Origin of the sequence: Psychrobacter immobilis, assembly GCF_904846175.1 — a bacterium.
Lineage (GTDB): Bacteria > Pseudomonadota > Gammaproteobacteria > Pseudomonadales > Moraxellaceae > Psychrobacter > Psychrobacter immobilis_E.
In genome coordinates this window covers 87,128-108,383 of record NZ_CAJGZM010000002.1, presented here as the reverse complement: position 1 = coordinate 108,383, position 21,256 = coordinate 87,128, and the positions used below count along the sequence as shown (strand labels likewise).

The window sequence follows — 21,256 nt, the reverse complement described above, 5'->3', positions numbered from 1 at the left end:
TTGGGTCATTTAATACGATTAATCTATTTACTTATGAAGAAGCAGATGGAGTTTTATAATGATGCGGTAAGGTAAATATCTTGTCAAAACCCAAAGTAAATACAAAGGTATAAACCAAGAAAAATAGCAATAACGCTGCCTCCATCATAAAGGCTTTGATTAAACCAACATCGTACCAAATCATATATAGCGGCAAGCAAATCAATACCAAGCCGCCTTCAAACCCTAAAGCGTGAGCACTACGGATTAATAACGTGCGCTTGGTTACTTGCTTGCGCCGCTCCCACGCTTCAAAAGCCGTATTATATAAAAAGTTCCAGATAACCGCAGCCAATGACACCATCACAGCAACGGGTAACGACTCTGCTGCATCGCCGCCGCTTAGTTTCATTAATACAAAGGTAGAAGCAATGACAGCGATAAGCTCAAAGATGGTCACATAAACGATACGACGTTTGAGTGGGGATAAAGTAATCAACCAAAACTCCAAAGCACTTGGCACTTTAGTATAAACAAAAAATTGCCTAGAAAAGTATCGGTCCGTCCCGAGATAGAAAAAAGATGAATGAATTGCAGAGCCACGGTTTCCGCCTGCCCTTATATTATACATAAGATAATGAGAGAAACCAGTTAGTCTATTTGCAAAAACACTCTTCATCATGATGCGAAACTTTTTGTAAGTTACTAAAATACAATTAATCTACGCTATCCTTAGCATGACTTTCATAATGAGCTTGAGTTAATTCAGATGTAAGATTATCATCCAAAAATACTTTTAAGATTAGATCTTTAGAGACTCTAGTAGTTAAGAGTATTTTAGTTTCATCAGCATTAAATATTATTCGACCTACTAATGAAGGATATGTTTTACAAAAATTTATAATAGCTGAGTGTGGTACGTTTTTTTGAATCACAGGTGAATTAGCAGAGATTTTACTTAGTTTTCTAGCGAAAGAAATATCAGTTTCTATAAGCTCTTCATAACACTCAATATTTTCGATACATCCAAAATCTCTCAGTGTAGTACATGAAAGCATGGCTTTTTCTTTAACGACACGATGATACCCTGCATGCTTTTCAATAAACTTCATATTAGTTATAACTATACTTCCATTAACTTGTATAGCCTGAAAACTACTGTTAATCAAAAGTAAAGGACTATCAACTTTGGTAAGTCTGTTATCAAACAACCTAAAAATAAATTTATTTTTACCTAGAATCTCCATCGGATAAATGTGATTATAAATTTGTATTTGGTTTGTAGAATTACCGATATCTATGACCAAAGCGCATAGCTTACTCAAATCATCATCTAAATCAAACTTATCGTATGGATCTCCATGATTATCGTTCAATTCAACAAATGAACCTAACTCTCCACCGATTTCCATATCAAGCTTACAAACAATATCTCTTCTAGCATCACATTCAGAAAGATTCATTAAAGTAGTCTCTCTTCCATACAGGCTACTATTCTTTAATGATTGCTCCATATAGGTTTTAAGTTGTTCAGTAAGTTCACCATCAAAACTAACTCTTTTAATCTCAAAAACTTCTTCCGATTTTATAATAGCGTATATATTTAACACACAAGTTGTATCAGAGAAAATATCATTAATTTTTTCCTGTAAATCATTCAAATTATAGTTATTTTCCATTTAATATATCACCTTGCCAATATATACGTGATTGCTAATTTTAATATAAGATACCTCATCCCCATTAATTATACTATCTTTAGATAGTACAGTGATCAACTTAGTTTCGTTACCTCTGAATCCAGCTTCTACTTTATAGATAGAATAACCCAGTATAGCTAGTGAAGGATTAGAGAAATACATATCGGTCTTAGCATACATATAACCTATTACTAAAATTAAAGTTACAAAGAGCATTTGATATCTATAATTATCAAAATCAAATGCCACTAATGGCACTATATAAGTAACTAAAAAAACCAAATGCTCATAGCTATCGTTTTTAACTGACTTGACATTAAATGGAGTATGATTATTAGCCTTTAGTTTGTTATTTAACTTTAATACTAGAAGCACAGAATATAGGAACAATATTAAGTTAACTAACCAGAAAATATAGACAGGAAATAAATCCTTTAATCCGATCAATTGACAGTTTGCACCCCAACAAGATGGGAATGTTAAGAAAAGTACAAACAAAAATAGCATCGATAATGATATCAAATATAATTCATATTTTTTCATTACGTTCTCCTATGCTGAGATATTAAGTCTATTGTATAGAAAAGAAAATTATAAAGTTGATCATTAACAAGATATAGCGACATACAGCGTCGTGTTATTAGCAAACTTGTTAATTGATATATTTTTGTTTTGAAAGTAAAAAACCCCGCATCATAATGATACGGGGTTTCTATTTAAATAAGATTATTAAAACTTAAAAATTTTACATTAAGCTTTAACCAAAATTAGGTCAACTGAGCAACGTTAATTTTATCCGCTTCTTCAGTATAGGTTTCCATACGGTCGAAGTTCATATATTGATAAACCTCTTCGCCCATGCTATCAAGCATACCAGCATACTGCTGATACTCTTCGTTAGTTGGTAGTTTACCAAGTACCGCAGCAACAGAAGCCAGTTCAGCAGATGCTAGATAAACGTTAGCACCTTGACCGAGACGGTTCGGGAAGTTACGAGTAGACGTCGAAACGGCCGTAGAGTTCGGCGCGATACGCGCTTGGTTACCCATGCATAATGAACAACCTGGCATTTCAGTACGAGCGCCGGCTTGTGCATAGATGTTGTAGTAACCTTCTTCCATCAACTGACGCGCATCCATTTTAGTTGGTGGCGCAATCCATAGACGAGTTTTCAAGCTACCCGCTGGTACGTCTTGTAGCAGTTTACCGGCTGCACGGAAATGACCAATATTAGTCATACATGAACCAATGAATACTTCATCAATGGTGTCGCCAGCCACGTCAGCTAGCGTTTTAGCATCGTCTGGATCGTTCGGACAGCAAAGAATCGGCTCTTTGATATCAGACATATTGATGGTCATGTCAATAGCATATTCTGCATCTTCGTCAGCACGCATCAGGCTTGGATTAGCAAGCCACTCTTGCATTTGCTCAATACGGCGACTAATGGTACGTGCATCGCCATAACCTTCTGAAATCATCCACTTAAGCAAGGTGATGTTTGACGTTAGATACTCAGTCACTGACGCTTCAGATAGCGTGATGGTACAACCAGCAGCACTACGCTCAGCTGAGGCATCAGACAATTCAAACGCTTGTTCAGCGGTTAAATCTTCTAGACCTTCGATTTCAAGAATACGACCGTTAAACTCGTTGATTTTACCTTTCTTGTCAACGGTTAACAGACCTTCTTTAATCGCTTGGTAAGGAATTGCATGCACTAGGTCACGTAGCGTGATACCAGGTTGACGTTCGCCAACGAAGCGTACACGAACCGATTCAGGCATATCAAGTGGCATAACACCAGTCGCAGCAGCAAAAGCGACTAGACCAGAACCCGCTGGGAATGAGATACCAATTGGGAAACGGGTATGCGAGTCACCACCAGTACCAACGGTATCTGGAAGGAGCATGCGGTTTAACCATGAGTGAATAATACCATCGCCTGGACGTAAGCTGACGCCGCCACGGTTCATGATAAAGTCAGGAAGTGTATGCTGAGTTTCGATATCAACTGGCTTTGGGTAAGCAGCCGTATGACAGAATGACTGCATCACTAAGTCTGCTTGGAAACCTAAGCAAGCCAAGTCTTTTAGCTCATCACGGGTCATTGGACCAGTGGTATCTTGACTACCGACCGTAGTGATTTTTGGTTCGCAGTACATACCAGGGCGCACGCCTGCTAGACCACACGCTTTACCAACCATTTTTTGCGCTAGTGTAAAGCCTTTACCAGTATCAGCTGGCTCTTCTGGCTTAGCAAATACGTCTGAATGACCAAGACCCATATATTCACGGGCACGGTTAGTCAAACCACGACCAACGATTAATGGAATACGGCCACCAGCACGAACTTCGTCAAGCAATGTTGGCGAGTTTAGCTTAAAGGTTGATAGTACTTCATCAGAGTCATGCTTGGTGATTTTGCCATCATACGGATAGATATCAAACACATCACCCATATTTAGGTTATCAACCGCTACTTTTTCGATTGGTAATGCGCCAGAATCTTCCATAGTATTAAAGAAGATAGGAGCGATATTGTTACCAAGTACTAGACCGCCACCACGTTTGTTCGGCACGTTAGGAATATCATCGCCCATCAACCACAGTACTGAGTTGGTCGCAGATTTACGGCTAGAACCAGTTCCTACCACGTCGCCAACATAGGCTAATGGATGACCTTTTTGTTTTAGTGCTTCGATTTGTTTCATTGGACCAATTTCACCCTCAACGTCAGCAGTAATGCCGTCGCGAGAGTTTTTATGCATGGCTAATGAATGTAATGGGATATCAGGACGGCTCCACGCATCTTGCGCAGGAGACAAATCATCGGTATTGGTTTCGCCAGTGATCTTAAACGTCGTATAAGTGGTCTTTGCTGGTACAGCATCACGGCTCAAGAACCACTCTGCATCTGCCCAAGACTGAACCACTTCTTTAGCGATGGTATTGCCCGCTTCCGCTTTTTCAGTCACGTCATTGAACGCGTCAAATACGAGTAAGGTTTTTTTCAACGCATCAGCAGCTTCTTGCGCGACTTCCGCGTCGTCTAATGCTGCAACTAATGGCTGAACGTTATAACCACCTTGCATAGTGCCTAAAATTTCAACGGCTTTTTTCTTGCTGATAAGTGCTGAAGTCGCTTCGCCTTTAACGATAGCGGCTAAAAATGCTGCTTTAACATAAGCGGCTTGGTCAACACCGGCAGGAATACGGTTTTCAAGCAAGTCCATTAAGAACGCATCTTCGCCCGCTGGTGGGTTTTTCAGTAGCTCCACCAATTCTGCTACCTGCTTCTCATTTAGTGGAAGTGGTACAGTCCCTAGCTCAGCACGTTCTGCGACATGTTTACGATAAGCTTCTAACACAATAGTCGTCCTCGTCGGTTGGTGACCAGTACATCACGTGAGTAGTCAGGATGACAGCCTACATCGATGTACTGCATTGAATAATTATCCGTGCAATCATAGCTCAAAACGCTCAAAATGTTAATGGCTGAGCCGCGAAAAGGCGCAGAATAAGGCCATATTGGACATTTATTATAAAAATAGTGCCATAACCAATATGATTGACGCGGTTAAATAAAAACCGCGTGCCTGCTATACTCTTATCCTATAAGAAATTATCAGATGGATTTCATCAGCAAGTTTTTGTATATATGACTTGATAAAATAGAATTTACCCGTAAATATTAAGGATAATAAGATGGACGATAATGCCAATTATAAAAACGGTCTAAAAGTTCGTACCGAAGTGATGGGCGAGGCGCATGTCAAACGCTCGCTTGACTCAGCGACGCCATTCACTCAACCTTTGCAAGACTGGATTATCGAACACGCTTGGGGCAGCACATGGCAAGATGACGCCATACTGCCACGCAAATATCGCTCATTGATTACCATGGCTTTTTTAATTGCACAAAAAAGTCCGGGTGAGCTAAAAGGTCATATCCGTGGGGCAATTAATAATGGTGCCAGCGTCGCTGAAATCCAAGAAGTATTGATGCATAGCCTGCCTTATTGCGGCGCACCTGCCACCCAAGAAGCGTTTCGCGCTGCCATAGACGTACTAAATGACATGGATATTGATATCAATAAATAAAACTAGGGTAAAGGTGAGCTTCGTAGTAGTCTTATTATTTATAAAAACCTTATTTATTCCTAGTAGCTTTCTTAGTTATCTTAACAAGATTGCCTAAAAAACCTTGACTCATTATCTGCTATAATAGTTTCATTCATAAAACATTCTAATAATGCCATAAACCCTTATACTATCAAGGGTTAAGAGAACATTTGATTATGACAAACGCCGTACAAACCCACGTCCCCGCTGCCCGTGCAAAGCCAAAAAAAGCCATCCAAGGCGAAAAGCTACGTGGCTACGACAAGGTCGCGCGCATCCCAATTAAAGTGATTCCGACGGTCGAGGCAAAGAAAAAGCCTGATTGGATTCGGGTCAAAATGTCGTCACCTGCTGAAGTGGCGCGTATCAAAGCCACGCTGCGTGAGCAAAAGCTTTATACCGTCTGTGAAGAAGCTGCCTGCCCTAACCTGCCGCAGTGCTTTGCCGATGGTACGGCGACCTTTATGATTATGGGTGATATCTGTACCCGTCGCTGCCCGTTCTGCGATGTTGGTCATGGTCGTCCGAATGAATTAGATAAAGACGAACCACGCCATACCGCTGAGACCATTCAAGGCTTGGGTCTGAAGTATGCTGTCATTACATCAGTAGACCGCGATGATTTAAAAGATGGTGGAGCCGCTCATTTCGTTGAAGTCTTGAACGAATCTCGCGCGCTAAGCCCAAATTGCTTAATCGAGATTTTGGTGCCAGATTTCCGTGGTCGTATGGAAGTTGCCTTAGACTTGCTAACGGAAACGCCGCCCGATGTGTTCAACCATAACATTGAGACGGTGCCGCGTTTATATAAAGCTTTCCGTCCAGGTTCTGACTATCAGCATTCACTAGACTTGCTCAAGCTCTATAAAGAGCGTCGCCCTGATATCGCTACCAAGTGCGGTTTTATGGTTGGATTGGGTGAAACTGAAGAAGAAATCTATGCGCTGCTTGATGATTTAAAAGCACATAATGTTGATATGATTACGGTTGGACAGTATCTACAACCTAGTAAAGATCATGCGCCAGTCGATCGTTATGTGCATCCAGATGAGTTTCAGCGTTATATGGACTATGGCAAAAAAATTGGTTTCTTTAGCATCTGGGCAGGACCGATGGTACGCTCAAGCTACTTTGCTGACCGCCAATACTATGGTGAAGATTGCCCAGCACCAATTCGTAGCAAAAAGGCGTTAGAAGCGGAAGGTAAGCTTGGCTGCTAGATTTTAAAACCTTTATTAATATAAAAAAGAGACCTATCATGGTCTCTTTTTTTGTGTTGATTTTTTACCTTTGCAGTTATAGTCTTAAAAATCTGTAAAATAAAACCGCCACTGATACCAATAACGATACTCAAACTAATACTGATAAACAGTAAGGAAAACTTATGAACAAACTATTTGCTTCAACCATCATGCTTGCTACATTTGCGCTGGCTGGCTGTGCCACCAATGATATCAATACCAATGCTGGCACGGCAATTGGTTCGGCAAACGAGATTGGAATGAATATCTTTAAAGCTGCGATTGATAACCAATGCCGCAGTCAGATCGAAAAACAAAACGCGTGGCGTATTGCCAGTGTCGCGATGACGGATGCCCAAGAGGAAGAAGTAAAAGGGAGAGTTTGTGGCTGCGTCAGTGAGCAAGCGCCGCAGCAAGTAACTATCGTCGAGCTCGGCAATGCGGCGATAGACGCCAGCTATCGTACACAGCTCGTTACTAGAGTTGTGGCAAAAACCCTACAAAGCTGTTACGGCAGTATCGTTAAATAGGCTGCTTATTAAGCTCGCTATTAAAGATTTTCATGTTTACGAAATAGGCTGGGTTGGCGATTGCTAAACCCAGCCTATTCATATAGATTACTTAATATTACGAATGATAAATGGAATTTATCTTTAACTCATATCAAGGATGACTGATGAAAAGACGTGCATTTATAAAACTGGGGGGTCAGGTAACGGTAGCTGGTACTCTACTCACGCAGCTCAGCGCTTGTTCGTCAGATGACGATAACGTTAAACTGCCAAATAGCCTCGATGATTTAGATGACTTGGGTTATCAAGGTGCAGCACCTTTCGTACATGGTATTGCCAGTGGTGATCCGCTGCATGATCGCGTGATACTATGGACACGGATTACCAACGACGGTAGTATCGAGGCCTCTAGCATCCCTGTTGCTTATACGGTGGCAACAGACCAAGCGCTTAAAAATATCGTCGCTCAAGGTCGCGCAATATCGACAGCGCAATCTGACTTTACCGTAAAAGTCGACCCTAAAAACCTGCAACCCAATACCACGTATTATTATGCTTTTGAAGCATTGGGCTATCTCTCTCCTATCGGTCGCACACGAACTATACCGCATCAAGACCTGCCAGCAAACGAAGTCGATCGCGTGCGCTTAGCAGTAGTTTCCTGCTCGAACTATGGTTTTGGTTACTTTAACGGCTATGCCAATATCGCCAAGCAAGCTGATATCTCTGCCGTCATACATTTAGGCGATTATATCTATGAGTACCCAGAAGGCTTTTATCGCGATAACGATTTAAAAGAAGAGCGCCCTTTAGAACCCAAAAATGAAATCATTAGCTTAGACGATTATCGTCGCCGTTATGCTTGCTACCGTATCGATATCGACTTACAAGAATGCCATCGCCAGCATCCGTTTATCGCCGTTTGGGATGATCACGAAATAGCGGATAATTCATGGAAAGGTGGCGCAGGTTTTCATACTGAGAGTAAAGGTAGCTATATAGAACGCAAAATGTCCGCCGTGCGCGCCTATCATGAATGGATGCCTATCCGCGACGACAGCAGTAACGAGCTAGACAGTCAATTACGTATTTATCGACGTTTTGAATTTGGTAAATTGTTTGATTTAAACATGTTAGACACCCGGATATTTGGTCGCGAAAAGCTTGATGCCAAAGCCAGTAATGAGCCTGAACGCCAATTATTAGGTCTTGAACAAGAAAACTGGCTTTATTTAAAGATGATGGAGGGTAAACGTCGTCAGGCAACGTGGCAAATACTCGGGCAACAAGTTATTTTAGCGCCATTTAAAGGGTCTTCTGCAACCAATTCTGGGGATATTTGGAATGGTTATGCCAGTGCGCGTACACGTTTATTAGATTTCATCGAAGAAAATAGTATCGATAATACGGTGGTCTTAACCGGCGACTATCATGCCTCATTTGCTTTTGATGTTTGTCAAAATCCTTTTGATACCAATAGCTACAATCCAGCGACTGGCAAAGGCTCATTAGCAGTAGAATTTGTCTGTCCTGCCCTAACTTCTCTAGCCTTTCCAGAAAGTGGCGCAGGAGTAGAAGAAAATCCACATCAAAAATTCAATAACCAAACCGATCACGGTTATATGTTATTGGACATTAACGAACAGGCTTTACAATGTGAGTGGTATTATACCGAGACCTTAAAAAAGCGTAATGATAGCGTTAGATTTGCAAAAAGTTTAGTTACTCAAACACAGACTAACCACTTGATTGACGGTAGTCAATCTCGCCCGCTTACCAATGTCGCTGCCCTATCTGCTGCTGATAAATCTATGGCAGTGAAAAAGTCTGACGTTTTAAGTGGCGCTTAACACCATATTTTACACACTCAATGTGAAAAAAATATAAGCCAATAAAAAAGGGTAAATCATATATGATTTACCCTTTTTTATTGCTCATTTTATTATTAATAGTCTCTATAAAATGCTGACGCCTTATGACGAGTCAACTTATAATTTACTATTAGGCGATGGACTAATAGGTAAAGAAGCGGTCGTTGGCAATATTTTACTACGATGAAAATACTTGGAAGAGCCGTCAATTATCTTATCTACTTCTTTAACCAAGGCATGGATAACATCATCATAAACGCCATGATATAACTCGGTCTCAAACGCTGTAAAAGGATGCTTACGCGATGCTGAGCTCACTTCTGTCACGCCTTGCTTAGTATAAAAAATATCGACACGACCGTCACTGTTGAGTACACAGTTTAATAGACCGCCTTCTAACTCCATCTCTACACGCTCAGGCATAAAGATATAATCATCCACATCCATGAGCTTTTTTTCTACCTCTCTCTTAAAAAAAGATTTGATATCAAACATATATACACCCTTTGTCTTAAAATTTTAAAAACCTTTAGCACGCCTATTTTTATGATCTTGGTCTAGCACTTATTTTTAAGATTAATAGATCGTGCTTTATTAACCTATTCTATAAGCTGGGCGGCTGATTTTTAAGACAGAATATGTAAAACTGCGTTTGATGTTGGTAAAAATTGCGTGCTCGTTCTATCTATAGGCTATAAAAATGATTGGAAAAATAAAAAAGGAAAGATGCCATCTAAGCCATTCATCTTTGAATTAATTAAACCATACGATTAAGCTTATTCACACCCAGCCTTTCTCACGAAATAACTGCAACGTATCGATAACCACCATCATCTCTTCGGGTGTACCGAGGGTAATACGATTGAAACCTGGGATAGAAGGAAACTCACGACCGACCGCGATGCCATGCTCCTTCATTCTATCTATGTATATTTGCACATCGCCATTTACTTCATAAAAAATAAAATTGGTCTGCGAGGGCAAATAACGCAGTCCTAGCTTATCGAGCGCCGTCTCCATCATGTGCCTTGCTTGATTGGTGGTTTGTAAACTGTGCGCTAAAAAAGTTTCATCTTCGAGCGTTGCGATTGCAGCGACGGCACCTGAGATGTTGATATTATCCGTAGACATTAAATGCCCAATTTCTGCAATAAGCTGCGGACTTGCAATCGCATAGCCAACGCGTAGACCTGCAAGTCCAAATAGTTTTGAGAAAGTACGAACGACAATCAGGTTATCAGATAGCCCCTGCTTTACCCAATCAACGCCACTCTCAAAACTTGGGTCTATGACATACCCAAAGTAGGCTTCATCCAATAAGAAATAATGGTTCTTTGGGGCATTTTTTATCCAAGCTTTGAGCGTATCCGTCGCAGTAATAATTGCCGTGGGATTGTTAGGGTTGCACAGATAAAATAAGCTAATACCGTCAAACGCAGCGGCAGCTTTTTGTAGATTGTCAAAGTCTAAATCATAGTCATCGAGAGTTAATGGTACTTTGACCACTGGTACGCCAAGAGAGATTGCATACAGCTCTGCACAGCCAAAGGTTGGGTCTGGAATGACTAACTGAAACCCTACGTCTGTCTTCAAGGCTTTATCATGCAGCATTTGTACGACAGCTCTGATACTCTCAATTGAGCCATTACCCAACAAGACCTGTTTTTCAGGTACACCATTAAGAGCTGCTACTTTGGTCATTAATTTAGCGCGCTGCTTATCTGGATAACGAGAAGCGCCATCTAAAGCAGTAAGGATAGCTTCTTTGGCAGAAGCTGACATGCCTAAGGAGTTTTCATTGAAGTCTAATCTTAGTAATTCATTGGTTTTATTATGGGTAATGGTATTTATATGCATGATAGATAATCCGCCTAAGTCGTCCGTGAGTAATAAAGCGTATGCAGCTGCTTGATATTATCTTAAGTGGCATTTGGTATAATTACAAGTTATCTAACGGCAAATTATTAGTTATCAATTCTAATGGGTAAAGCTCTACCTTTTACTCCTAACATATACCTCTAAAATATAAGACTTAAGTTACAAGACAATGCTCTCAATCTATGATCATTCAGCTTTTTTATTCTCTGCATAAATATCGGGTGCGGCTTCAAATACTAGACAGCCTTTATTAATCTATGCTATATAAAAGAGCTTTTTTTGATTATGAGTCGAAGTAAAGGTTAGCAATAGCATAATCAACTCAAATCAATAACGATCATCATATGTTATCTATAACTTATTATACATACACGAATTCTCTGAAATATATGAGTACTTAAAGGAGCATATGAAATGATGAGTGAAGAAGCGTCTTACTTGCAAGAAATACGCATTGCACAAGAACGAAAGTCTTTTTTCTTGCACCATAATTTAGGCGTTGAAGTACACTGGTTATTTACCCAAGCACTTTCAGCATTGGATGCTGAGCTTTATTTACCAGCTTGCACAAGCTTTATAAATGGCATTGAAGCTTCCCTCAGAATTACTATGGCCCAAATTGAAAAACCCTGTACAGTGACTAATCTTGATAACATACCTACTTTAAGCAATAATTTGTTACTAGCAGCTCAAAATAATGGGCTGCCTATAGAAGCACTAGCCTTCCCAGAAGAAAGTCTATTTTTGGACAATTTAAACTCTAAAAAACCAAATAAAACCGATGTGGAAATAGTGCGGATAAGACACAATCTTTGTCATGGTAATTTTTTGGAATATACAAATCCTGAATTCTTTACTCCTGAATGTTGTCGTCCATTAGCGCACCAACTTCATAACTTGTGCTGTGAATGGACAATACAGCTAGGTAAGTTCAGAGAAGAACTAATTAAAAACTCTACTCAGATTTAATATAATTATTAAGTAAAAAAGGCGAGCTAACTAATCGTTAACCCGCCTTACTGTTTTTACATTCTACATCTTAATTTCTAAATCAAATGCGCTTTTAACTCCAACACTTTATCACGCGTTTTCGCTGCATCTTCAAACTTTAAGTCGCGCGACATCTGCTTCATAAGTTTCTCAAGACGATTGATTTCTTTAGCGAGCAAATCAGGACTGCGTAAGATACTAATATCGACATCAGGTAGATTACTCTTGATAGGAATCACTTGATTGTCATTGGCATTATGGTCATCGCCCGTATCGATTTTATCGGTGATACTACGGCGCGCGCCTGTTGGCGTGATGTTATGCTCAAGGTTAAAGGCCACTTGCTTTTCACGGCGACGATCGGTCTCATCAATCGCTTTTTGCATACTGTTGGTAATACGGTCGGCATAAAGGATCGCTTTACCATTAATATGACGCGCAGCACGACCAATAGTCTGAATCAAGGCACGTTCCGAACGCAAAAAGCCCTCTTTATCGGCATCAAATATCGCGACCAATGATACTTCGGGCATATCAAGACCTTCACGTAGCAAGTTAATACCAACCAGCACATCATGTACGCCCGTACGTAGCTCATGGATAATCTGCATACGCTCAAGGGTATCAATATCCGAGTGTAGGTAAGCGACTTTGACATCGTATTCTTTGAGATAACTGGTTAAATCCTCTGACATCCGCTTGGTCAAGGTAGTGATTAGCACCCGCTCATCTTTTTCACGGCGTTTAGTAATCTCAGACAGCACATCATCGACTTGCGTTAATACTGGACGAATCTCAATCTCAGGATCAATCAGACCCGTTGGACGCACGACTTGCTCGACCACTTGCTCGCTATGCTCAAGTTCATACAACGCTGGCGTTGCGCTCACATAAATGGTCTTAGGCTTGATACGCTCCCACTCTTCAAACTTCATTGGGCGGTTATTCATCGCACTTGGTAAACGAAAACCATAATTAACCAAATTTTCTTTACGCGATCTATCACCTTTATACATCGCGCCAATCTGCGATACCGTCACGTGTGATTCATCAATGAATAGCAGCGCATCTTCTGGAATATAATCAAACAGCGTCGGAGGCGCCTCGCCTGACGGACGACCAGACAGATGCTGCGAGTAGTTTTCGATACCGTTACAGTAACCTAGCTGTTGAATCATCTCTAGATCATACTGGGTACGCTCTTTAAGACGCTGAGCTTCAACCAACTTATTATTGTCGCGGAAATACTCAAGACGTGGCTCAAGCTCCGCACGAATCGTATGACTGGCCGCCTCTAACTTATTACGCGGCGTCACATAATGTGATTTTGGATAAATAGTAATACGCGGCACCGTACGCACCGTTTTGCCCGTTAAAGGGTCAAACCATGTAATTTTTTCGACTTCATCATCAAACAAATGCACACGTACCGCCAGCTGCTCAGACTCAGCAGGATAAATATCCAACAGCTCACCGCGCAGACGATACGTACCACGCCCAAAGTCGAGCTCGTTACGCATATATTGCATTTCAACCAAGCGCTTAATCGTCGCAGTGCGGTCTATTTTGTCACCAACGACGACATGCAGCAGCATTTTGAGATAACTTTCTGGATCACCCAAGCCATAGATGCACGATACCGACGCGACGATGATCGCATCTCGACGCTCTAATAAAGCACGCGTGGCTGAAAGACGCATTTGGTCAATATGATCATTAATGGCACTGTCTTTTTCGATAAAGGTATCGCTCGCTGCGACATATGCTTCCGGCTGATAATAGTCGTAATAACTGACGAAATACTCAACCGCGTTATTGGGAAAAAACGATTTAAACTCCCCATATAACTGCGCGGCAAGCGTCTTATTATGCGCCATGATAATGGTAGGACGTTGAGTCTCAGAGATAACCTTTGCCATGGTATAGGTCTTACCAGAGCCCGTCACACCCAGTAGTAGCTGCTCATCCATGCCAGAATTAATACCGTTAACCAGTTTTTTAATGGCTTGCGGCTGATCGCCTGCGGGCTCAAATTCGGTGACCATTTCAAAGGCGCGACTTGATATTTGCGTACCAGACGCATTGACACCACTAATTTCAGCTTCACCTTGTAGCTGAGTGGCCAATTGGTTTAACTGACGCGACGAGCGCGGTTCAGGCATTCGCATAATGGCTTTCTTCTTTTGAAGGTTTATAACAATGTGGGGGCTAAGCTAGGGTTTTTAAAGGTAATTAAGGGTTTTATCTTACCATCTTCTCTTGCAATACGAGCGCCTAGACATGAGGTCACAGGCCCTATTTCTAACGAATAAATAGTACCTTCGTTATAAAAAACGCACACAGCATCCGCTAAATTTACAAAGCTTTTCATGATTAACAAACTTATTACACGACCACCTAATAAAGCCTAACGCTTGAGGGTTCCAACCTTCATTTAAGCTGCTATTATTCATAACGAATCAACAAGTAGCTCATCAGCAAAATACCAATAACAACAAATGAAATTTTCATTAAAATAATACACATAACGGAGTAGAACATGAGAGAACGTTACGCAAGTGGAATAGATGACGCAACTGCGAAGAAAATGATCGACTTATTGAATGCTAACTTAGCGAATCTGATTGATTTAAGTATGGACAGCAAGCAGTGCCATTGGAACTTGCAAGGTACTGGCTTTATTGGGGTGCATCAGCTATTAGATGACACTTATGGGCGTTTAACGGAGGCTTATGATACGGTTGCTGAACGTATCGTTATCCTTGGTGGTAAGGCCAATGGTATCTCTAAGCGTGTCGTTGAGGACTCTATCTTAGAGACTTACCCGACTGATATCACTGATGTTGACCAGCATGTTCGTGAGCTGACCAATCGTTATAAAACCATTGCTGCGTCTTTGCGTGAAGGGATTGATGCTGCTGGTGATGCCGGCGATGAAGATACCGCTGACCTGTTAACGGAAGTCAGCCGCACCATCGATAAAGATGCTTGGTTTATCGGTGCCAATGCGCCTAAAAAAGATACGTCTAAAAAATAAGTCTATATTAGAAAATCTTAACTTATTTGCTAAATAGAAAAAGGTCACCTAGATGGTGACCTTTTTTATGCGTTCTATTTTCTAGACTGACTTTAAAAATATCTCAGTTAAAATCTAGGGTAGAATAGCTAACTTAAAAAATACCTTTCACGATTTGCTTCATCTGCGGTAGCAGTTCGCCTAGTTGCGCTTCGGTTTCACTGGTATCTTCAGGTAGGGATTGCTGTAAAAAAGCAGCCGTAATTTGCGGCTGTTTTGCGAGAATACTTTGACCCGTTTCCGTATCATAAAATTTGATTTGGGCATCAACTTCCGATTGCGTATAGTAAGTATTAGCCGCACTGATATAAGCTTGCGTCAAAGTTTGCGCGTCTGTTGCATTGCCTATCCCATTGCTCATAATCTTAGCATACTCGCCTAAGACACTTTGAATTTGCTCCTGCAGCTGACGTTGACGCTTATTTAGTGGCTTATCATTTACTTGCTGACTGGCGTTTTGAGCCTGATTTTGCGTTTGCATATTGATGGCATCGATAGCTGCCTGTTGACCATTGACGATAGATTGGATTTGCTCGTCAATATGCATCACTTGCATAAGCTTGATAATAGAAACATCAGTCAGTGCTTGTTTATTATTTTTCTGATTGGCAATATTATTGGCGTTGTTATTAACCGTATTGGGCTCACTATGGACAATTAATTCTGCGTTAGCATTGACGATAGGCGCTGATAAAAGCGTCGTTACTACTAAGGTGAGCAATGGGTTTATGGCACTGGTATGCTTTCGCGACTTTTTTATAGTGGGCTTATTAAAACGTTTCATATTAGGCTCTCATTATTATAGTTTTTAGTATGATGGATAGCAGTTGGTAGTGATTAAGCACTGTCCTTAAGAAGTATCAGCTATCTGGTAGGCGTAAAATCTCAGCATTAGGGACTGACAACGTTAGGATGGCTTCTTGAAATAGCGGATTGGCACGAAACTGATTTTCAATATCTTCAAATTTTTGCGCGATTTGCTGTTCTTTCTGGTTACCAGCGATGTCTACTGCGGCCACCATAAATACTTTTTTGGGTCCGACCCATTCCAAATGTAAATAAGAGACGCTATCGATATCCGGATGATTTAATAACTCAGTTAATATGTAGCAATGCATTTTTTCTGAGACTTTATAGCCAACCAAAAAGTCGCGATTGCGGCTGATTAAAAAGATAGCGACCATACCCAACAGTATACCGACAACAATTGACCCAAGCGCATCCCAAAAAGGTTGTCCGGTATAAGCATGCATGCCCATCGCCGCTGCGGCAATGACCAAGCCAATGACTGCTGCTAAATCCTCAAAGAAGACGCCGCGCAAGGTTGGGTTTGAGGTATCAATAACATAACCAAGGGCGCTAAGGTTGATAGCCTCGCCATGTTTTTTACTTTGCAAATAAGCTTGCAACAGGGAAAAACCTTCAAGTACAAAGGCCACTGCTAAGACAATAAAGCCGATGGTATAGTTGGTGTCAGTTTCGGACGCATTCCATTCGGTAATACCGGTATAAATAGAAACAATGGAGCCCGCCATAAAGACGCCAAAGGCAGCAATCATCGACCACACGTATGATTCTTTACCATAGCCTAATGGATGGCTTTTATCAGCAGGTTTGATCGATTTTTTTTCTGCAACGATTAATAAAGTACCATTGCCCGCATCTGCCCAAGAGTGCGCAGATTCCGCTATCATAGAAGCAGAACCGGTCATAAAGGCCGCAATTGTTTTGGCAATCGCAATAATAAGATTTGCCCCAACCGCAATCAGCACAGTGATCAATGATGAAGATTTATGATCATCTTTTTTGTCATTATTATTGGGTGCAGGGTGAGAGAAAGTATTCGTGACATCAAGACACGTACTATTACCACCGCGAGTGCGACTGGCCTGCAGTATTGACTGCTCTGTAGAGTAGGATTCTGATAATCCTGAGGGTTTTGAACTCATATGAGTCTCTGTTTTATATAATGGGTTAAGGCAGCCAAATAAAACAGTCGAGCTATCAATGTTAGCCGTTTTACCTGTTTTGTTATCTGCCTTATTTACCATTAAATTTAACCAAAAACCGAGCGCTAGTCAGTAAGGTTTTCGTGAGACTTTGTTTAAGTATTGATAGCTTTAATAGACGAGATAGTTTGAGAGCGCCCTAGCCCTACTTCGCATTGCTACGCTGAGAAAGCTCGCCAACCATGCCTTTATCCGCTTTGTTTTCAGCGCCTATATTTGCAGCGCCTAAACTTTCACCAATCATTTGATTAATATCACAACTGGGACGATGCGAGCCTTCCATACGCAGGTTTTTACGCGCTAAGCCTGCATCAAAACGGCATTGTTGCATCTCATTTTTAATCTCAAGCTCAGGAACAGGCGTGGGCTTGCCATTGTCATCAATTGCCACCATGGTAAAGTAGCAGCTATTGGTGTGGCGAATCGTACGGGCGCGAACATCTTCGGCTTCCACACGAATTCCCACTTCCATAGACGTTCTGCCGACGTAGTTGATACTGGCTGCAAAGGTAACCAACTCGCCGACATAGATAGGCTCACGGAACATTACCTGATCGACCGATAGCGTCACGACGTAACTACCACTATAGCGACTGGCGCAAGCATAAGCGACTTGATCAAGCATCTTGAGCAAATCACCGCCGTGCACATTGCCTATGAAGTTTGCCATATCTGGCGTCATTAACACCGACATATATAACTCATGGTTTAAAGGTGCACTTTTGGCAGTAGAGCTGGTATTGTATTGCGACATAATATTCCTTACCGTTATCAGAAGCCTATCTATTTTGAATGTCCGTTATACAGTAGCATCTGATAAATCGCAAATAAATGCCCGCTAAAGTACAGTCTTACGGGTATAAATGCCAAATTTTATGTCATGATAATAAATAGCAATTAACCAAAGTATCTTTGATTAACTCGTAAATGCGCTCACTGAATCGGCTCATTAGCTCAACCAATGAAAACGATACGCAAGCCAAGCGACAATCGCGCTAACCGTGCCTGTTAACAGTCCGCCCCAGACAAAGTCTACCAATGCAGTATCTAAGGTATAGCCTTTATAAAGTGCCAAGCTGGTAAAGTCATAAGTACCGTAAGCCATCAACCCTATCAAAGCACCCATTAAAAAAATATGGCCCAGCGAAGCCTGTGCTTTGATTTGTGGGTATAAGATAATGATGCACAGCGCCAATAGATAAAATAGATAAAACACGCCCGCGGCAATCATATTGGGCTCATCGGCAAGCAGATGTCCGATACGCTTTTCATAAAAAAGACCAGTCATCGTCTTTAGCCAGACCGAATCGATGCCTAAAAATATAGCCACGGCAGCAAGATAGATATATACATAACCCATAATAATATCCTTTTATACTAGGGACTAAAAATGCAGCCTATTAATGCCATGCATCAATATTGTTTGGCTTGACCGCGGTGACTTGTACTACTCCAATCGTCCGCTCCAAAAATCCGCCTTCGCAGTAGCAGAAGTAAAACTCCCATAGACGAATAAACGCTTCATCATAACCGAGCGCTTTAATCTCTTCACGCTGTGCCATAAACGCAGTACGCCAATCGCGCAGTGTGTAAGCATAATCAAAGCCGTAGTCATGCAACTGCTTAATGACCATATCTGTCTGTTCGGTAAACTGCGTAGTCAATTCTTGATTGGATAATAGACAACCACCGGGGAAAATGTGGGTCTGAATAAAATCGACTGACTGTATATAGCTATTATAATTTTGGTCGTTAAAGGTAATGGCTTGCAATACCATCAAGCCCGTTGGTTTAAGCAAGCTATTACATTTGGCAAAAAACGTTGGTAGATATTCGTGTCCGACTGCCTCAATCATCTCGATACTGACCAATTTATCATACTGTCCGGTCAGCTCACGATAGTCTTGTTTGAGTAGGGTAATTTTATCCGACAGACCAGCCGCTTCGACGCGGCGCTGCGCCTCTTCATACTGGGCGTCCGAAATAGTAGTGGTGGTGATTTGGCAGCCATAATGCTTGGCGGCATAAATCGCAAAACCGCCCCAGCCCGTCCCAATTTCGAGCACATGGTCGTCAGCGCTGAGTTGTAGACGCTGACAAATCAAGGCCAGTTTATGTTGCTGCGCCTCTTCTAATGTTGTATCTATATTTTTATAGACTGCTGATGAATACATCATCGTATTGTCTAAAAAACGCTGGTACATCTCATTGCCCAAATCATAATGCGCTAAGATATTAGATTTCGCGCCAGATTTATCATTGCTGCGCAGCTTGTGATTTGCCCGCTCAAAGGTTTTACTAATACTTGCAAAGCGGCTTTCTAACTGGTTAAGTAGCGCTAAATTACGTGCCGCCAGTCGAATTAAACCTGTCAAATCATTCGTATCCCATTCGCCATTTATATAGCTGTCCGCTAGCGCAATAGAACCGCCAAATAACAACTGACGATAAACGCTGCTATCATGAATCATAAGTGTGATGTCTAACGGATGACGACCGATAGCTGAGCTGCCCATGTTGTCAGAAGATGGTTTGCCAAAAAGATGCGGCTTAGCATCTTGTCCAACAAAATCCTCAATAATAGTAATACTGCCAAATTGAATATGAGTGAGAGCACGAAATATGGCTTGTTTTGCCACATAATTCACGCTGCTATTGATAGGTTGTAAAATAGCGCTTTCATTAATCGTTCGGCTCATACGGGCGCTAATTCTTCCTAATTTTGAGGCGGGTGCTCTGTCGGTTGGTCGTGCTGACATTCTGTAATCATCCTTGTTTAAATGCATCATGCTGAATATTAGACTTCTAAAGTCGTGGGGCTTATTTTTTCAGTTTATTTCTCATACCCGGTTTTTTACCCGTCTTCGATTGCTGCTGTTGGCTATCGGCTAACTTTTCATCATAGTTAATATAAGGCACTTTTTTAATGGCATAAAGTTTGAAAGCATGCCAATAGATACGGGTCAAAGACGTCACATTCATCAATGGGTTTTTGCGCAAACTTTCGCGAATGGTGATTGCTGTCATTGGTGTACCAGACATTTTTATACCTGTTTTTAAAACCTCACCGCGCGCGTCACTGATATTAATAGCAATCCGAACTTGTAAACCGTTTTGCGACTGTTTTTTTGTCTCAGTTTTTACTGTACTTTTTATCGCAACTTGCCAGCAATATTGCTGATCAACGGGATTAAACGGCGACACATGAAAGTCTTTATCATGACAAAACTCTGTATTTGCGCCTTCTAATAGAAACCCATAATAATGGCGTTTGTCCCATGGCGTGTTTGACACCTCTGCTAGCAGATGAGTAGGATTTTGCTCGCTATCAAAACCTAGATAGAAATTCACTGGGCTAAAATAAATACCAGCATTGCGGCAAACAAGCATGCCAAGCATATCGCCTGTTGGCGCACTACCCGTCTGTTTAGTAAATGCCTGTATTAAACGCTGCTCTAGCGCTTGGTCAGCGCTTAATGCCTTTCTTGTATTTGATCCTGTATTCTTATTTTTACTTAGGCTATTTTTTTCTAAACCTAACCCTTGTAAATAATCATTGGGGTGGAATTGCTGCAAGGCCTTTTTGGCACCAGAGAATAAGAGCAGTTTTTTTAAAATCTTACTTTTGGAAAAAACTGGCGTATTAATATTAACTTCTGTGAGTGGTTGCCCTGCCGCTAATGCACTAATATTGACCCCCCAATAACGATAAGGATAAGCAAATTTATGCATACTGGGTAACAAGCGACTGTGCCATGTACTTCCATGAAAAATTTGGTGCGGCAATCTAGTATGAATATCATCTAAGTCTTCATTTGACTTAATATTAGACGGTTGTAACGCAGTATTCATCATGACCTCCTTGGCTAAGCCTA

19 protein-coding genes are annotated in these 21,256 nt (G+C 41.2%); 6 read left to right on the top strand and 13 right to left on the bottom strand.

From position 1 onward, the window contains the following. Nucleotides 1-31 precede the first annotated feature (31 nt). From JMW39_RS03015 to acnB, 4 genes are all read right to left on the bottom strand, one after another. On the bottom strand, nucleotides 32-478 hold the full coding sequence (locus JMW39_RS03015) for a PACE efflux transporter (RefSeq protein WP_227679209.1): 447 nt from the start codon (nucleotides 476-478) through the stop codon (nucleotides 32-34). Nucleotides 479-695: 217 nt separating this feature from the next. Then, nucleotides 696-1,658 (bottom strand): anti-phage protein KwaB, encoded by a 963-nt coding sequence (gene kwaB, locus JMW39_RS03010; RefSeq protein WP_201543700.1) that lies wholly within the window; start codon nucleotides 1,656-1,658, stop codon nucleotides 696-698. Continuing rightward, on the bottom strand, nucleotides 1,659-2,222 hold the full coding sequence (kwaA, locus tag JMW39_RS03005; protein WP_201543699.1) for an anti-phage protein KwaA: 564 nt from the start codon (nucleotides 2,220-2,222) through the stop codon (nucleotides 1,659-1,661). Between the two features lie 224 nt (nucleotides 2,223-2,446). Then, nucleotides 2,447-5,050, bottom strand: coding sequence for a bifunctional aconitate hydratase 2/2-methylisocitrate dehydratase (acnB, locus tag JMW39_RS03000; RefSeq protein ID WP_201543698.1), 2,604 nt, complete (start codon nucleotides 5,048-5,050; stop codon nucleotides 2,447-2,449). Between the two features lie 337 nt (nucleotides 5,051-5,387). Between acnB and JMW39_RS02995 the strand changes: the two genes are divergently transcribed. The 4 genes from JMW39_RS02995 to JMW39_RS02980 all read left to right on the top strand — a co-directional run bounded on the left by JMW39_RS02995 (nucleotide 5,388) and on the right by JMW39_RS02980 (nucleotide 9,407). Next, complete coding sequence (locus JMW39_RS02995; RefSeq protein ID WP_201543697.1) at nucleotides 5,388-5,783, top strand: carboxymuconolactone decarboxylase family protein; 396 nt, start codon at nucleotides 5,388-5,390, stop codon at nucleotides 5,781-5,783. A 197-nt stretch (nucleotides 5,784-5,980) separates the two neighbouring features. Beyond that, nucleotides 5,981-7,024, top strand: coding sequence for a lipoyl synthase (gene lipA, locus JMW39_RS02990; RefSeq protein WP_201543696.1), 1,044 nt, complete (start codon nucleotides 5,981-5,983; stop codon nucleotides 7,022-7,024). A gap of 164 nt (nucleotides 7,025-7,188) precedes the next feature. After that, nucleotides 7,189-7,575: a hypothetical protein gene (locus JMW39_RS02985; protein WP_201543694.1), complete on the top strand. Its 387-nt coding sequence runs from the start codon at nucleotides 7,189-7,191 to the stop codon at nucleotides 7,573-7,575. A 146-nt stretch (nucleotides 7,576-7,721) separates the two neighbouring features. Beyond that, the gene (locus JMW39_RS02980) at nucleotides 7,722-9,407 is read left to right on the top strand and encodes an alkaline phosphatase D family protein (RefSeq protein ID WP_201543692.1); all 1,686 of its coding nucleotides are present in this window, start codon (nucleotides 7,722-7,724) and stop codon (nucleotides 9,405-9,407) included. 138 nt (nucleotides 9,408-9,545) lie between these two features. Here the strand turns inward: JMW39_RS02980 and JMW39_RS02975 are convergent, their stop codons facing one another. Further along, nucleotides 9,546-9,923: a hypothetical protein gene (locus JMW39_RS02975; RefSeq protein WP_201543690.1), complete on the bottom strand. Its 378-nt coding sequence runs from the start codon at nucleotides 9,921-9,923 to the stop codon at nucleotides 9,546-9,548. 285 nt (nucleotides 9,924-10,208) lie between these two features. Continuing rightward, nucleotides 10,209-11,285: a pyridoxal phosphate-dependent aminotransferase gene (locus tag JMW39_RS02970; RefSeq protein WP_201543688.1), complete on the bottom strand. Its 1,077-nt coding sequence runs from the start codon at nucleotides 11,283-11,285 to the stop codon at nucleotides 10,209-10,211. A 435-nt stretch (nucleotides 11,286-11,720) separates the two neighbouring features. Between JMW39_RS02970 and JMW39_RS02965 the strand changes: the two genes are divergently transcribed. Beyond that, complete coding sequence (locus tag JMW39_RS02965; protein ID WP_201543686.1) at nucleotides 11,721-12,275, top strand: hypothetical protein; 555 nt, start codon at nucleotides 11,721-11,723, stop codon at nucleotides 12,273-12,275. 77 nt (nucleotides 12,276-12,352) lie between these two features. Here the strand turns inward: JMW39_RS02965 and uvrB are convergent, their stop codons facing one another. Continuing rightward, entirely contained in the window at nucleotides 12,353-14,464 is a 2,112-nt protein-coding gene (uvrB, locus tag JMW39_RS02960; RefSeq protein WP_201543684.1) for an excinuclease ABC subunit UvrB, read from the bottom strand. 371 nt (nucleotides 14,465-14,835) lie between these two features. On the opposite strand from uvrB, the gene dps reads away from it, so the two are divergent. Continuing rightward, nucleotides 14,836-15,333 carry a DNA starvation/stationary phase protection protein Dps gene (gene dps, locus JMW39_RS02955; protein WP_201543682.1) on the top strand — a complete coding sequence of 166 codons (498 nt, stop codon included), beginning with the start codon at nucleotides 14,836-14,838 and terminating at the stop codon, nucleotides 15,331-15,333. Between the two features lie 133 nt (nucleotides 15,334-15,466). On the opposite strand, the gene JMW39_RS02950 is transcribed toward dps, so the two are convergent. From JMW39_RS02950 to JMW39_RS02925, 6 genes are all read right to left on the bottom strand, one after another. Further along, nucleotides 15,467-16,156, bottom strand: coding sequence for a DUF2059 domain-containing protein (locus tag JMW39_RS02950; RefSeq protein WP_201543680.1), 690 nt, complete (start codon nucleotides 16,154-16,156; stop codon nucleotides 15,467-15,469). Nucleotides 16,157-16,232: 76 nt separating this feature from the next. Beyond that, nucleotides 16,233-17,321 (bottom strand): cation diffusion facilitator family transporter, encoded by a 1,089-nt coding sequence (locus JMW39_RS02945; RefSeq protein WP_201543672.1) that lies wholly within the window; start codon nucleotides 17,319-17,321, stop codon nucleotides 16,233-16,235. 205 nt (nucleotides 17,322-17,526) lie between these two features. After that, nucleotides 17,527-18,135 carry an acyl-CoA thioesterase gene (locus tag JMW39_RS02940; RefSeq protein ID WP_227679207.1) on the bottom strand — a complete coding sequence of 203 codons (609 nt, stop codon included), beginning with the start codon at nucleotides 18,133-18,135 and terminating at the stop codon, nucleotides 17,527-17,529. 195 nt (nucleotides 18,136-18,330) lie between these two features. Further along, a complete protein-coding gene (locus tag JMW39_RS02935) occupies nucleotides 18,331-18,741 on the bottom strand; it encodes a DUF2177 family protein (RefSeq protein ID WP_201543670.1) in 411 nt (136 codons plus the stop codon). Nucleotides 18,742-18,781: 40 nt separating this feature from the next. Continuing rightward, a complete protein-coding gene (locus JMW39_RS02930; RefSeq protein ID WP_201543668.1) occupies nucleotides 18,782-20,140 on the bottom strand; it encodes an SAM-dependent methyltransferase in 1,359 nt (452 codons plus the stop codon). 61 nt (nucleotides 20,141-20,201) lie between these two features. After that, a complete protein-coding gene (locus tag JMW39_RS02925; RefSeq protein ID WP_201543667.1) occupies nucleotides 20,202-21,233 on the bottom strand; it encodes a DUF1365 domain-containing protein in 1,032 nt (343 codons plus the stop codon). Nucleotides 21,234-21,256: the final 23 nt, after the last annotated feature.